This window comes from Hydrobacter penzbergensis, assembly GCF_900106985.1.
In the GTDB taxonomy this organism is placed as follows: domain Bacteria; phylum Bacteroidota; class Bacteroidia; order Chitinophagales; family Chitinophagaceae; genus Sediminibacterium; species Sediminibacterium magnilacihabitans.
On the sequence record NZ_FNNO01000012.1, the window covers coordinates 104,202 to 118,333 of the forward strand.

13 protein-coding genes are annotated in these 14,132 nt (G+C 45.8%); all 13 read right to left on the reverse strand.

The window, feature by feature from the left end:
- Nucleotides 1-25 precede the first annotated feature (25 nt).
- Nucleotides 26-3,325, reverse strand: a complete 3,300-nt coding sequence (locus tag BLU98_RS13070; RefSeq protein ID WP_092725258.1) for a SusC/RagA family TonB-linked outer membrane protein — start codon at nucleotides 3,323-3,325, stop codon at nucleotides 26-28.
- 199 nt (nucleotides 3,326-3,524) lie between these two features.
- The gene (locus BLU98_RS13075) at nucleotides 3,525-3,992 is read right to left on the reverse strand and encodes an RrF2 family transcriptional regulator (RefSeq protein ID WP_092725261.1); all 468 of its coding nucleotides are present in this window, start codon (nucleotides 3,990-3,992) and stop codon (nucleotides 3,525-3,527) included.
- A gap of 26 nt (nucleotides 3,993-4,018) precedes the next feature.
- Nucleotides 4,019-4,330: an iron-sulfur cluster assembly protein gene (locus BLU98_RS13080; protein WP_092725268.1), complete on the reverse strand. Its 312-nt coding sequence runs from the start codon at nucleotides 4,328-4,330 to the stop codon at nucleotides 4,019-4,021.
- Nucleotides 4,296-4,778, reverse strand: a complete 483-nt coding sequence (locus BLU98_RS13085) for a SufE family protein (RefSeq protein ID WP_092725275.1) — start codon at nucleotides 4,776-4,778, stop codon at nucleotides 4,296-4,298. The genes BLU98_RS13080 and BLU98_RS13085 overlap by 35 nt, the downstream gene beginning before the upstream one ends.
- A gap of 5 nt (nucleotides 4,779-4,783) precedes the next feature.
- Nucleotides 4,784-6,025: a cysteine desulfurase gene (locus BLU98_RS13090; protein ID WP_092725278.1), complete on the reverse strand. Its 1,242-nt coding sequence runs from the start codon at nucleotides 6,023-6,025 to the stop codon at nucleotides 4,784-4,786.
- A complete protein-coding gene (gene sufD / locus BLU98_RS13095) occupies nucleotides 6,022-7,326 on the reverse strand; it encodes a Fe-S cluster assembly protein SufD (protein ID WP_092725279.1) in 1,305 nt (434 codons plus the stop codon). Before sufD ends, BLU98_RS13090 begins: the two co-directional genes overlap by 4 nt.
- An 11-nt stretch (nucleotides 7,327-7,337) precedes the next feature.
- Complete coding sequence (gene sufC / locus BLU98_RS13100; protein ID WP_092725282.1) at nucleotides 7,338-8,096, reverse strand: Fe-S cluster assembly ATPase SufC; 759 nt, start codon at nucleotides 8,094-8,096, stop codon at nucleotides 7,338-7,340.
- Between the two features lie 25 nt (nucleotides 8,097-8,121).
- Nucleotides 8,122-9,576, reverse strand: coding sequence for a Fe-S cluster assembly protein SufB (gene sufB / locus BLU98_RS13105; RefSeq protein ID WP_257574972.1), 1,455 nt, complete (start codon nucleotides 9,574-9,576; stop codon nucleotides 8,122-8,124).
- Nucleotides 9,577-9,749: 173 nt separating this feature from the next.
- The gene (locus tag BLU98_RS13110) at nucleotides 9,750-11,021 is read right to left on the reverse strand and encodes an NAD(P)/FAD-dependent oxidoreductase (protein ID WP_092725289.1); all 1,272 of its coding nucleotides are present in this window, start codon (nucleotides 11,019-11,021) and stop codon (nucleotides 9,750-9,752) included.
- 139 nt (nucleotides 11,022-11,160) lie between these two features.
- Nucleotides 11,161-11,994, reverse strand: a complete 834-nt coding sequence (gene ygiD, locus BLU98_RS13115; RefSeq protein ID WP_092725296.1) for a 4,5-DOPA-extradiol-dioxygenase — start codon at nucleotides 11,992-11,994, stop codon at nucleotides 11,161-11,163.
- Nucleotides 11,995-12,022: 28 nt separating this feature from the next.
- Nucleotides 12,023-12,595: a YceI family protein gene (locus BLU98_RS13120; protein ID WP_092725298.1), complete on the reverse strand. Its 573-nt coding sequence runs from the start codon at nucleotides 12,593-12,595 to the stop codon at nucleotides 12,023-12,025.
- A gap of 29 nt (nucleotides 12,596-12,624) precedes the next feature.
- Nucleotides 12,625-13,146, reverse strand: coding sequence for an NADPH-dependent F420 reductase (locus tag BLU98_RS13125; protein WP_257574973.1), 522 nt, complete (start codon nucleotides 13,144-13,146; stop codon nucleotides 12,625-12,627).
- A 156-nt stretch (nucleotides 13,147-13,302) separates the two neighbouring features.
- Entirely contained in the window at nucleotides 13,303-13,884 is a 582-nt protein-coding gene (locus tag BLU98_RS13130) for a Crp/Fnr family transcriptional regulator (protein ID WP_092725301.1), read from the reverse strand.
- Nucleotides 13,885-14,132: the final 248 nt, after the last annotated feature.

Here is a 14,132-nt window from a genome sequence, read left to right on the forward strand (position 1 = left end):
ATGTTAGTGAAAAGATCAGGTGGAATTAGAAACTAAGGTTAATGTTGAATCCGAATCTCCTGGCTGTAACACTTTGTAAAACACCCCCGTTATTCAATGAACGGTCGGTATCGTTGTAACCCGATGCGAACTGATCCAGGTCAATGTCTTTTCTCTTGGCCCAGTACAGCAGGTTCCTTCCTACCAGTGAAAAAGTGGCCGACTTGATAAACCTGCTCTTAGCCAACAGACCGGCAGGCAATGTATAGCTGATACTCACTTCGCGTAACTTAACAAAGGAGCGATCTGTCATCCAGTATTCAGTTACGTTTCCAATACCGGAAGAAATGAATTTCTGAACTGTGGTGGCCTGGTCGTTCGGAGCGAAAGTGAGGTCTTTCAAGTTGATGATCTTACCGCCCGCATAAACAGGAGTACCTGAAATGATCTTTACACCCGGCGCTATATATTTAGCAGTAGGTGCAACACTACCGTTATTGGTCGATTGCCATTCTGCCAAACGGGCAACACCAAAATCTCCCGATGCACTTTCATAAGCAGTACCACCGTTCATACCGTCTTTATACACTTCATCATAGATACTTCCGCCGATCCTTCCATCAAACTGGAAGCCTACACTGAAATTGCGATAAGTAAACTTGTTGTTGATACCGAAAGTGAAATCAGGGTTGGCATATCCCAGGAAACTATTGTTATTGATATCAGAAGGCGCCCTCAAAGGCAATCCGCCATTATAAATGATATTGTTGTTCCCATCCCGCACAAAGCCTGCGCCATAAATGGCATCCAGTCTTTCCCCTTTCCTGTAATTGTGGCCATTCAAACTCAACACGCTCTCATCGCCGTATATATCCTGCAATGTTTCTTTATAGGTAGCGTAATTTACCGCTACATCCCAACTCAGTCCCCTGGCGCTTTTAATGGGTGATCCCGATACGCTGATCTCATATCCTTTCTTCTCGGAAGTGATCGCATTCACATTCTGAGACGTGTAACCGGTTGATGAAGGAACCTGCAATGCGAAGATCTGCGGACCATTCAAGCTGGTGAAATAAGTAACATCAACGCCCAACCTGTTCTTCAGGAATTTCATATCCAGGCCGGCTTCATAAGAAGAAACGGTATAAGGCTTCAACGCCTGGTTGGCGATGGTGCTGGTAAAATCTACAGACTGACCATTGTTGTAATAAGTTACTGTGCTGTAAGCATTCTGGTTTTTGTAAGTAGGTCCATCGTAAGAACTGTACAGGTCTGTACCATATCCCAAAAATGAATTGGTGCTCATACCTGTATTCTGATAATATGCTGAAGCGATGGTGGGGGCAGTGAGTCCGCCTTTCACATTAGCATAAGAAGCGCGGAGTTTAAAGAAAGAGATGACCGATGGAAGGTTTACATAATCGCTTACCACGGTGCTCAAAGACACCGATGGATAATAGAACGTATTGTATCCTTTGGCCAGCGTACTCAAATTATCTACACGGCCGGTATGCGACAGGGTAAGGTATTTATCGTAGCTAAAATCGACTGAATAAAACCCGCTGTACACCTGCATTTTAGAGCCCCACGTAAAAGAGGCATATTGTTCTTTGGAATTGGACAGTGCATATACATTGGGCACTGCCATCGCCTTGGTGGTTCCCCACAAAGAATTATAAGTAAACGAACGCTCGCTTCCGCCGGCGAGAGCGCTGATATTGAACTTACCTACCCGCTTATCGAAATGCAGGATCAGGTCGGTATTGTTTTCAAAGAGATTCCTCCTGTCTTCTCTGTAATCGCCATACCATCCAAAATAATACCAGGGCGTGTATGTATTCAGGTTGGTTCCGGCAGGTACTTGCTCTGTTCTCAATTGCGTCCAGGTAGTGATCTGGGAACGCAGGCTGAGATTCAGAGAAGGACTGAACTGGTAAGTTGCTTTTACATAACCATTGACATCTGTTTTATCGTGCGAACGGAGCCATTTTTTGGCAATGAACCAGGCGCTGTTTTCGCGGCCATATTCCTGCGCATAAGGAATCAGGTCCTGAACTCCCATCGGCGCTTTATAAATATTCTTGAGGTCGTCAATATTGTAATCGGAAGATCCATATACTTTAAACATGTAGATATATGAATTGGGTCCGTAGTTCACATCGGGAATATTGGGTGAATACTGTTTATTCAGGTTGATGCTGGCTTCTACAGACAACTTATCGGTGATGCGGTATCCCACATTCACGGCCATCGTGTAAGAATTCAGCTTCGTATTGGGGTTCATCCCTTTCTGGTTCATATTCGAAAGCGATATCCGTATATCTGAACGGTCGGTAGCAGCAGAGAGGGCCACGTTATTGGTATTGATGACACCCATCTCCATGAACTTGTTGAAGTTGTCCGCGCCGCGGGCTGTCCAGGGTGTAGCGGTCCTGGTATTGGTTACCGGATCGTAAGGGCTGTCGTATTGCTTTACCAGTTGGCCTTCAAAACGAGGACCCCATTCAGGTAAACGCTGTTTGTTATCATACAAACGATCTCCATAGCTGTAAACAAAAGCCGTTCCCCTTCCGTATTCGGTCTGGCTTTGTGGTATGGCTACAAAACCTTTCTCTAACATGGTACTGCTGTTCACATCTACCTGCCAGCCTTTTTTGCTTTTGGTGCCGCGCTTGGTAGTAATAATGATGGCGCCGTTGATACCCCTGAAACCATAGAGCGCAGAGGCGTTGGCACCTTTTAAAATCGAATAGCTTTCTATATCATCCGGACTGATATTCCAGGTATCTGTATTCACCGGCACACCGTCTATTACAAAAAGCAGGTCTTTACTGCCCCGCAATACCAGTTCGGGACGTCCCAGCATTTCCGGGCTGGCGCCCACTGATAATCCTGCAATCTTACCTACGAGAGAATTGATGGGATTATCATCCCTGGCTTTTATCAGGTCTGATCCTTTCAGTTCCTGTACGGCATAGCCGATCTTTTTGGTTTCTTTTTTGATACCGTAAGCTGTTACAATCACTTCGGTAAGTGATTTGGGGTCATCCAATAAAGCGAAATCGAAATGCTGTACTGCAGTCAACGGGAAAGACTGTGATATAAAGCCAATAGAGTTGATTGAGATCGTTTTATCTCCATCTTTCAAAACGATCGAATAATGTCCGATACTGTCTGTGATGGCTGATCTTTTGGAAGGCGTTACCTGCACCAGGGCGCCGGCTATGCCGATACCGTTTTTGGTATGTACTCTTCCGGATACCATCCGTTCCTGTGAAAAGCTTTTAAGCGAGAAGGCAGTCAGCAACATTACTGTTACCAACAAAGTTTTGGTAGATAATTTCATAGACTCAGGTGTTTTACAAAATGTTGGGCAACATTAGCAGAACAGTGTTAACTGAATGTCAAATAATGTAATTATAGCCGGGGATAACCATTTGGTAATTTTTAGTTCATGTTTTGATAACAAATGATTTTGGGCATAAAAAAACCTTGTATGACGCATACAAGGCTTTGAAGACATTTATGATGTAGTAAGGGCTCTGTTACATGATGTAGCTCTGTTCCAGGATAGAGGTGAGTGTTTGTTTTGATTCTTTTTCCGTATTCACGAGGTCATGCAAGGTAATTTTATCGAGCAACCGGTCTACCGCAAATTGTATCATCTGCCAGAGCGAACGTGCAGAACAATCGACTGAATTGGTGCACAGTTTTAAAGTCCCTGAATGTTGTTCACAGAATTTTTTATCGAACAGTACACCCCCGAGTACTGCCAATACATCTTTAACAACGATTGTTTGTGAGGGCCGGGCCAATACATAACCACCTTTATGACCGGGCGTGCTGTTGATGAAGCCGCCTATGCGTAAGACACGGGCAAGCTTGGCCACGTAGTGGCTGCTCAGTCCCTCTGCTTCACTCAGTTGGGGAATACTCATGCCTTCATCGTCTTTGCAAGAGGCAATGCGTATCAATATCCTCAAACCGTATTCTTCCTGTGCGGTGATTTTCATGTAATGACAAATTAATCGTTATCAATTTATAACATGCCCAGTTCCAATTGGGCCGCTTCAGACATCATACTCCTGTTCCAAGGTGGTGTCCAGGTTACTGATACATGCACATCATTCACGCCTTCTATTTCTCTTACTTTCTGATCCACTTCCACCGGCAACGATTGTGCAGCCGGACAGCTCGGCGCCGTCAGCGTCATCACGATCTGTACATTGTTGACCGGCAGGATATCGATCTCATAGATCAGTCCCATTTCATAAATATCCACCGGTATTTCAGGGTCATAGATCGTATGCAAACAATCAATGACTTTTTGTTTCAGTTCGGCTGTTTCCATGATCGTTGATTGAGTGTTGACGCATGGCCTGAAAAGCCAGCGCATAATGTTTCATTTGTTTTACCATGGCCCTCAAACCATTTGAACGGGTTTGCGCCAGGTGGGTGGTCATGCCGATCTCCCTTATGAAATCGAGCGGCGCATCGATGATCTCCTGTGGCGTATGGCCAGACAATACACTGATCAGCATGCTGATCAGCCCTTTCACGATCACTGCATCGCTGTCTGCACTGAAATAAACCCTTCCGTCTTTATAATCGGCCGTGAGCCAAACGGTGGATTGACAACCCCGTACTTTGTTTTCTTCTGTTTTATGTTTTTCATCAAGGGCCGGCAATTTCTTACCCAGGTCGATGATGTATTCGTATTTATCATCCCAACTATCGAAAAGCGAGAACGAATCGATGATGGCTGCTTCCGTTTCCTGTATGGTCTTCACGTTCTTCATGTTACTTATACCAGTAGTTTGATCGATTTCTCCAATCCTAATAACAGTTCGTCGATCTCCTCTTTTGTATTATATGCTGCGAATGAAGCCCTGATGGTACCGGGAATGCCATAACGCTGCATCAGCGGTTGCGCGCAGTGATGGCCTGTGCGAACAGCGATCCCTTTGTTATCGAGCAGGATCCCTATATCCTGCGGATGCACTTTATCGATCACAAAAGAAACCAGGCTTGTTTTTTCTTTCGCCCTGCCAATGATCTTCAGTCCCGGAACGGTTTCCAGCGCGGCGGTCGCATACTGCAGCAACTCATGTTCGTGTTGCCTGATCTGTTCCTTGCCTGTTTGTTCAATGAAATCCAATGCTGTCTTGAATACAATGGTATCGGCTATATTGGGTGTACCTGCTTCGTATTTATAAGGTAGTTCATTGTATGTTGTTTTCTCAAAAGTTACTTCTTTGATCATCTCCCCTCCTCCCTGGAAAACAGGCATGGCTTCGAGTACATGCTTTTTGCCGTACAAAACACCTACGCCGGTGGGGCCGTATAATTTATGTGCAGAGCATACAAAGAAATCACAGTCCATATCCTGTACATCGATATCGAGGTGCACGGTAGACTGCGCGCCATCTACCAATACCAGTGCGCCCGCTTTGTGCGCCGAACGGATCATCTGTTTTACCGGGTTCACTGTGCCCAGTGCATTGGAAACATGTGTTATCGCAACCAGCCTGGTTTTATCACTCAATAATTTCTCATAGGCTTCCATGATCAGTTCACCGGCATCATCTACCGGTATCACTTTCAGTTGCGCGCCTTTTTCTTCGCACAGGATCTGCCAGGGAACAATATTGGAATGATGCTCCATAGCAGAGATGATGATCTCATCGCCTTTACCAACATTGGCTCTTCCCCAGGTATACGCTACCAGGTTGATGCCTTCTGTGGTGCCTCGTGTAAAAATGATCTCTTCCCTGCCGGCAGCATGGATAAAATGTTTCGCCGTTTCACGGGTGGCTTCAAAAGCGGCAGTAGCTTCTTCGGCCAGCGTATGAATACCGCGGTGTATATTGGCATTGTACCCGGTATAATATTGTACCAGCGCATCGATCACTACAGCCGGTTTCTGGGAAGTAGCAGCATTATCCAGGTAGATTAAAGGTTTCCCCTTCACTTCTCTTTCCAGCACGGGGAACTGTTTGCGAAGTGCATACACATCAAAGACGGGTATGGTAGCTATTGTTATCATACAATATCGTATTCTAATCTGGCCGCTACAAGTGCGTCTGCATAGCGACGAATCGGTTCCAGTTTGATCTTCTCCAGCACATCTTCTGCAAAGCCATGCAGCAACATCGACTGTGCTGTTTTCTCGGGGATGCCCCTCGATTGCAGGTAAAACAATCCTTCCTCACTCAAGCGGCCAACTGTACAACCATGCGAACATTTCACATCATCGGCGAATATTTCGAGTTGAGGTTTTGTGTTGATGGCAGCCGTATCGGACAACAACACATTTTTATTCGATTGAAAAGCGTTGGTCTTTTGCGCAGGTTGTCTTACAAATATTTTTCCGTTGAAAACACCGGTTCCCTGTTCGTCCAGTATGCCTTTGTACAACTCATTACTCTCGCAATGAGGAACACGGTTGTCTACAATGGTATGGTTATCGATATGGCTCTTTCCTTTGGGAAAATAAAGTCCATATAAATGCGCTTCACTGTGCGATGCTTCCAATACCACATTCAAATTATTGCGCACCATATTGCCATTCAATGAAAGGGTTACCGTATGCGAATAACTCTTGCCCACCTGGCGTATATGCGTGGTATTTACCTGGCTGGCATTGTCGTGGTCGTGCTGTATCTTGTAATATTCCAGTACAGCGGCTTCTTCCAACACGATCTCTATTACCTGGCTGTTGAGGCTGTCTTGTTGACCTAAGCACATGGAAGTTTCCACCAATTGCATTTCTGCCTGCTCCCCCAGGTATACCAGGCTGCGCGGCTGTGTGAAACCCGGTTCATGCTCTGCCGTAGTGAGGTGATAAATATATACCGGCTGCTTTTCATGTTTCGTTTTTCTAAGATGGATAAATACGCCACCTTCCGTGAAGGCTGTATTCAACGCATGTATACCGTCTTTGATGTATCCACTGCTGTGTCCGAAATGAGCTGATACAATCTCATTGTATCCGTTAGCTGCCGCTTCTTCCAAAGGCAGTACCGTCAGGCTCTCTGAACGGATATTGGAAAGTGCAAATGAAAAGAATCCGTTCACAAACACCAGTTCACTGGCTGTTTCATAACCGGGTAGCCGAACGGCATGCAGGTCATTTTCAGTTATTGTTTTCTCCTGCAAAAGCGGCAAATGCCATTCTTTATTGAACAAACCACTGATGCGCGTATACTTCCATTCTTCATTCCGGGTGGTAGGTATGCCCAACCGGCTGAAGTCGCGGAATGCTTCCTCCCTGCGTGCATGCAAATGCCCGGGCCGGGTAGCTGCCTGCAAGCGGGTAAAATGATCCTGGTAATACTGTGTGTTCATACTGCTGCGCTTTAATCTTCTACACTTACTTCACTTTTGATGAAATCGTATCCTCTTTCTTCGAGTTCCAACGCCAGTTCCTTGGGGCCTGATTTTACGATCCTGCCGTTGTACAATACATGGATCACATCGGGAATGATATAATCGAGCAGACGCTGGTAGTGTGTGATGGCCAGCACCGCATTATCTTTATTGCGTAACTGGTTCACACCATTGGCCACGATGCGGATGGCATCGATGTCGAGCCCCGAATCGGTTTCATCGAGGATGGCCAGTTTGGGTTGCAGCATGGCCATCTGGAAAATCTCATTTCTTTTTTTCTCTCCGCCGGAGAACCCTTCATTCAATGAACGGCTCAAGAGCGATTGGTCTACATTCATCAACGCCATCTTTTCTTTCATCAGCTTCAGAAAAGCAACGGCATCCAGCGGTTCTTGTCCGCGGTATTTGCGCACTTCATTAAGCGCTGTTTTGATGAAATTGGTTGTGCTCAGTCCGGGTATCTCTACCGGGTACTGAAAGCCCAGGAACAATCCTTCTCCTGCCCTTTCCTCAGGCGAAAGATCCAGCAGGTCTTTTCCTAAAAACTGCACTGATCCGGTGCTCACTTCGTATTCTTTTCTTCCGGCCAATACAGATGCCAGTGTACTCTTGCCCGAACCGTTGGGTCCCATGATGGCGTGTACCTCGCCCGGTTTGATCTCCAGGTTGATGCCCTTCAATATCTTCTTCCCTTCTATCCCTGCATGTAAATTCTTGATCGTTAACATGATTCGCTTGATTGAAATATGATGATCAGCCTACACTTCCTTCCAGGCTGATGGCCAATAATTTTTGTGCTTCTACGGCAAACTCCATCGGTAGTTGGTTCATCACCTCACGGGCAAAGCCGTTGATGATCAATGCCACCGCCGTTTCGGTATCGATACCCCGCTGGTTGCAATAAAAGAGTTGGTCTTCTCCTATCTTGGAAGTAGTAGCTTCGTGCTCTACCACTCCGGTATTGTTTTTCACTTCGATATAAGGAAAAGTATGTGCACCGCATTTATCGCCCAGCAGCAATGAATCGCACTGCGAAAAATTACGCGCGTTCGCCGCATTCTTACCCACTTGTACCAAGCCGCGATAACTGTTATTGCTGAACCCTGCCGAAATACCTTTCGACACAATGCGGCTCCGGGTGTTTTTCCCGATGTGCATCATCTTGGTACCTGTATCAGCTTGCTGGTAGTGATTGGTGAGCGCTACCGAATAAAATTCCCCCACCGAATGATCTCCTTTGAGTATTACACTGGGATATTTCCAGGTGATAGCAGAACCGGTCTCCACCTGTGTCCAGGATATTTTAGCATGGTCGCCTTTACAGATGCCTCTCTTGGTAACAAAATTGTAAATACCGCCATTGCCTTGTTTATCGCCGGGGTACCAGTTCTGTACCGTAGAATATTTGATCTCGCCACGCTCCTGCGCTACCAGCTCTACCACGGCAGCGTGCAACTGGTTTTCATCGCGCATAGGCGCTGTGCAACCTTCCAGATAGCTTACATAACTGCCGGGCTCGGCAACGATCAGTGTTCTTTCAAACTGTCCTGTATTTTCTGCGTTGATGCGGAAATAAGTGGAAAGCTCCATGGGACAACGAACGCCTTCCGGAATATAGCAAAACGATCCATCGGTGAATACCGCTGAATTGAGTGCGGCAAAATAATTATCGGTTGCAGGTACCACAGAGCCGAGGTATTTTCTTACCAGCTCCGGGTGCTCCTGTATTGCTTCACTCATCGAACAAAAAATAATACCCAGCTCCGCCAGTTGCGCTTTGAACGTAGTACCAATCGATACACTGTCAACCACCGCATCTACTGCCACACCGGATAATCTTTTCTGTTCTTCCAGGGAGATACCCAGCTTTTCAAAAGTCCTGCGCAGTTCCGGATCAATTTCATCCAGGCTGCCCGGCTCAACTTTTTGCTTGGGCGCCGAGTAATAAATAATGTCTTGGTAATCGATGGGCGGATGTTTGAGATTCGCCCAGGAAGGCTCTTCCATGTTCAACCAATGACGGTAAGCTTTCAACCGCCATTCCAGCATCCATTCCGGCTCATTTTTCTTGACAGAGATGAAACGAATGATCTCTTCATTCAACCCCTTTGGCGCCGCATCTGCTTCAATATCAGTCACAAAGCCGTATTTGTAATCGGCCATGACCGCTTTCTGGATATCACTGTTGATGTCATTCATCGTATCCATATCCGTACAATTTCAAGGTGATACAGCAAAGATACGACGTGATTTATACAAAAAAGTAGAAATTCAATTTGTCAATTTGACAATTACGCAATTCGACAATAATGTGTTTTATAAGCGCCTATGAATTAGTTAATTGTCGAATTGTCAAATTGCCAAATTGCCGAATTGATAAATTAACTAATTCTTTCTTTTGGTCTGATGATCAATCGCAGCGTAGGGTTATTGGTGATGAATGAGTAGAACCAACTGAAAGCCAGTTTGGCTTTGTTGCGGAAACCTACCAATGGAATGATGTGTATGAAAAGCCATACAAACCAGGCCAGGAGTCCTTTGAATGAAAATTTGGGAAGGTCGGCAACGGCTTTGTATTTGGAGATGATGGCCATGCTGCCTTTGTTCACATAGATGAAGGGCCGTATAGGTTGTTTGGCGATGAACTGTTGCAGGTTGTGGGCCAGCAATTTACCCTGTTGTATGGCAACCTGTGCCAGTTGTGGATGCCCGTTGGGATATTGAGGATCTGTATCCTGGTAACAAATATCGCCGATGGCAAAAATGTTTGCAGTGCCTTTTACTTTATTGAATGCATCTACGAGTATGCGCCTGCCTCTTCCTGTACTCCCTTCGGGTAATCCCGGCACTTCACGTGCAATAACACCAGAGGTCCAGATCAATGATTTCGTAGGAATAGCAGTACCGTTATCCAGTATAACTTTACCATCTGCATAATCTTTTACCGCCACACCTGTTATGATCTGAACGCCCAGTTTTCCCAACACTTTTGTGGCTTCGGCTTGCGCTACTTTACTCATGGGTCCGAGCAATACCGGGCCGGCATCGATCAGGTAAATGCGGCTGCGTATACCTGTGAACTCGGGGTATTCTTTGGCTCCTATATGATGACCCATTTCGGCCAGCATACCGGCTATCTCTACACCGGTAGGTCCGCCGCCAGCAATCACAATGGTGAGCAGTTTTTCTTTTTCTGCCGGGTCGTTGGTCATTACTGCTTTTTCCATGGCCAGCAGTAAATGATTGCGCAGGTTAACGGCATCTTCAATGGTCTTCATGGGCAACGCCTGCTGCTTCACATTTTCTATGCCGAAATAATTGGTTTCTGTGCCCAATGCCAGTACCAGGTAATCATAAGCAAGTGTGCCTGTAGTGGTGTCAATGGTATTGTTGTCTTTGTTCACCCGCACCAGTGAACCCATATGAAAACGCATGTTCTCCTTCTCCTGGAACAGGCGCCGGAAAGGATAACTGATATTGGAAAGTTCAATAAAACCAGATGCAACCTGGTACAATAAAGGGGGGAAGAAATGATAGTTGTTGGTATCTACCAGTGTTACCGCAAAATCTTTGTTACTCATCAATTGCTTTGCAAAATTGAGTCCTGCAAAGCCTCCGCCTACGACTACTACTTTTTTGACTGCTGTATCCATACTGATTAATTAATTCGGCAATTAGACAATTTGCCAATTCGACAATTAACTAATTCACAGGCGTTTATAAAATAATCATTGTCGAATTGCCAAATTGTCGAATTGGCTAATTTAATTGCGCTATTTCAAATATCGCATATTATCCCCATTTTACCGAAGTCATGGTAAGGGAGCCGGCCACGGCTTTATCATTGAAGAAACTTACTTCGTCTTTCTTTCCTTTCAAACCCAGTGTGTACAATAAGGGAAGGTAGTGTTCGGGGGTAGGAATAGCCAGCCTGCCGGCAGTTCCTAATTGATCGTAGCGGATCAGCGATTGGTCATCGCCGGCTGTGATCAGTTGTTTGAAGGTCTGGTTCATTTCAATAGCCCAGTCATATCCATAGCCTGGCTCGTTGATCTTGTCCCAGGCCACCATCCGCAGGTTGTGTACCATGTTACCGCTGCCGATGATCAGCACGCCTTTCTTGCGCAAGCCGTACAATTCTTTCGCCAGCTCGTAATGGTATTGCGGGTCTTTGGTATAATCGATGCTCAACTGCAATACCGGTATATTGGCTTTGGGATACATGTGGCGTACGATGGTCCAGGTGCCATGGTCGAGTCCCCAGTCATGATCCATTTCCACTTGTGTGGTATGTATCAGCGAAGCTGTTTCTTTGGCCAGCGCGGCGCTACCCGGGGCCGGGTATTGCACATCGAACAGCGCTTGCGGAAACCCTCCGAAATCATGGATGGTCCTGGGGAAATCCATTGCCGTTACCAGTGTTCCTTTCCTGAACCAGTGAGCTGAAACTACCAGCACCGCTTGGGGTACTGGTAGTTCTTTGCCCATGCGCATCCATCGCTCACTGAACTCATTGTCCTCAATTCCATTCATGGGCGAACCATGACCTATAAAGAGTAAGGGCATCAGGTGCTCCTGCTCTTTCAGTTCACTGGTAAATTGATTGAATGCCGACAAACCTGTCATACAAAATTTTTTACGCTCTATGCAGCGCTTACTTTGAAAACTCTCCGTTGGCAGTGATCTTCACTTCATTGCTCAGGATAGCCGTAGGAGTTTTGGCTGCGATGTCGAAATCGGTACGTTTGATGGTACCTGTTACCTGGAAACCGCTGGTGGGTTTCTTGCTCATCGGGTTCTCAATGGTTCCTTTGTATACCAGGTCCAGTGTTACCGGCTTGGTAATGCCATGTATGGTAAGGTTACCAGTGAGTTTGTATTTATTTTTTCCTGCACTTTTAATACCGGTGCTTTTGAAAGTCAGTTTAGGAAATTTCTCTACGTTGAAATAATCGGGTCCTTTCAAATGGTTATCGCGCATTTCCATTTCTGTATTAACACTGGCCACATCGGCGCTGAGTTCGAAAACGGCGTCGCTGAAGTCTGCTTTGCTGGCAGTGATGGTGGCGTCGAAATTTTTGAAAGATCCCTCAACATCTGAAATGCTCAGGTGGGTAATGGTGAACCCCAGTTTAGAGTGCGCCTTATCTGATTTCCAGGTCGCTTGTTGTGCAAACAGGGAGATGCTTAAAAAACTGATCGTGATAAGAGAAGCTAATTTTTTCATGGTTGTTTACTTTATGAAATGTTTATTGATTACAAGGTTTTGATGGTTGACAGGCATTCGGCTACAATGGGTTCATAACCGGCGGCCTCTACAATAGCGGCTACCTGCTGCACCGATTCTTTATCATCGCCTGCGATGAGCATTTCCGTTGAGAGGCCATTGTTGAATGCCGCTACTACTTTGGAAAAAGGCAGTAGTTGTTGTATTTCCTGTGCCTCGGAAAAAGGAAAATAATTACCGGTTTTATCATCAGAAAGACAAAGCACTGTCTTTTGTGTAGAGACCTCTTTTACTTTTTCTACCAGTTCGGGAAAAGCATTGCGTGAAATAGCCAGCACAATCATGTCGGCTTCCCAGCAGGCTTCTTTTTCACAAGCCACTTCTTCTATCTCTGCCTCGGGTATATTGGTTTTGATGTACCGGTACAAGCGGCTGTACTGGGTTGGATCGGAACCAGCCACCAGCAACCGATAACCGGCTTTCGCCAGTTCATTGGCAAGGGCCGTTCTTGTTTTTCCATTGACTCCTATGATCACTACCGTCTTCTTCACTATCGTTTCTTTAAGTAAAAAATCAACATGCTAAAATGTTTTCGATTCTCGCATGTTTACTTTAACAGATACAAAGTTAGTGCCAGCCCAATACACGACAGGTTGAGGCAGATCAATAAATAACATTGATCTATATCACGCTTTTAGCGATCTCGTTTATTTCTTTGTGGTCAATTGGCTGCGTATGCGGCTCAATGTTTCGCGGGTAATGCCGAGGAAAGAGGCAATCATGTGTTGCGGAACCCTTTGCAGGCAATCCGGGTAAGCGTTGATGAGATGGAGGTATTTTTCTTCTGCTGTCTCGCTCATGGCTCCTATCAGTCTTCGCTGTGTGGCGATGAGGTTATTCTGTAGCAGGATGCGGAAATAGCGTTCTAGCGCCGGTACTTTTTCCAGTAAGCTATCCCATGAAGTTTTGCTGATCAACAACAACTCACAGTCTTCCAGCGCTTCGATATTGTATTGTGAAGGTTCATTGGTGAAAAAACTATAGAGGTCTGCTATCCACCATCCTTCCAATGCAAATTGCAGGATATGTTCTCCGCCTTTGTTATCGATGGTGAAAGACCTGAGCAATCCTTTTTCAACGAAAGCGGTGTATTTGCAAATATCTCCTTCCTGCAGGAGATATTGTTTCTTTCTCATTTTCTTGGGTTGGAACAGGGTCTTGCAGATGTCCAGTTCCTCGTTGGTGAGTGGTATATGTTCGCGGATGCTACCTGCTAATCGTTCATACATGGATGCCGTACGGTTGTTTGCAAAGATAATCTGTAAGCTCCTTTCTCCCTCATTCGTCATCCTGAGCGAACGCAGTGAGTCGAAGGACCTGCTGCAGCTTTGAGGAGGTCCCTCGGCGCGCTACGCTTGCTCGGGATGACGGGGTGGGGTGTAATAAAACAAAAAAGCCCGTTACACTTTCGTGAACGGGCTTAATAAATATGGCAGCTACCTACTCTCCCAGCAAGGTGCAAGTACCATCGGCCATG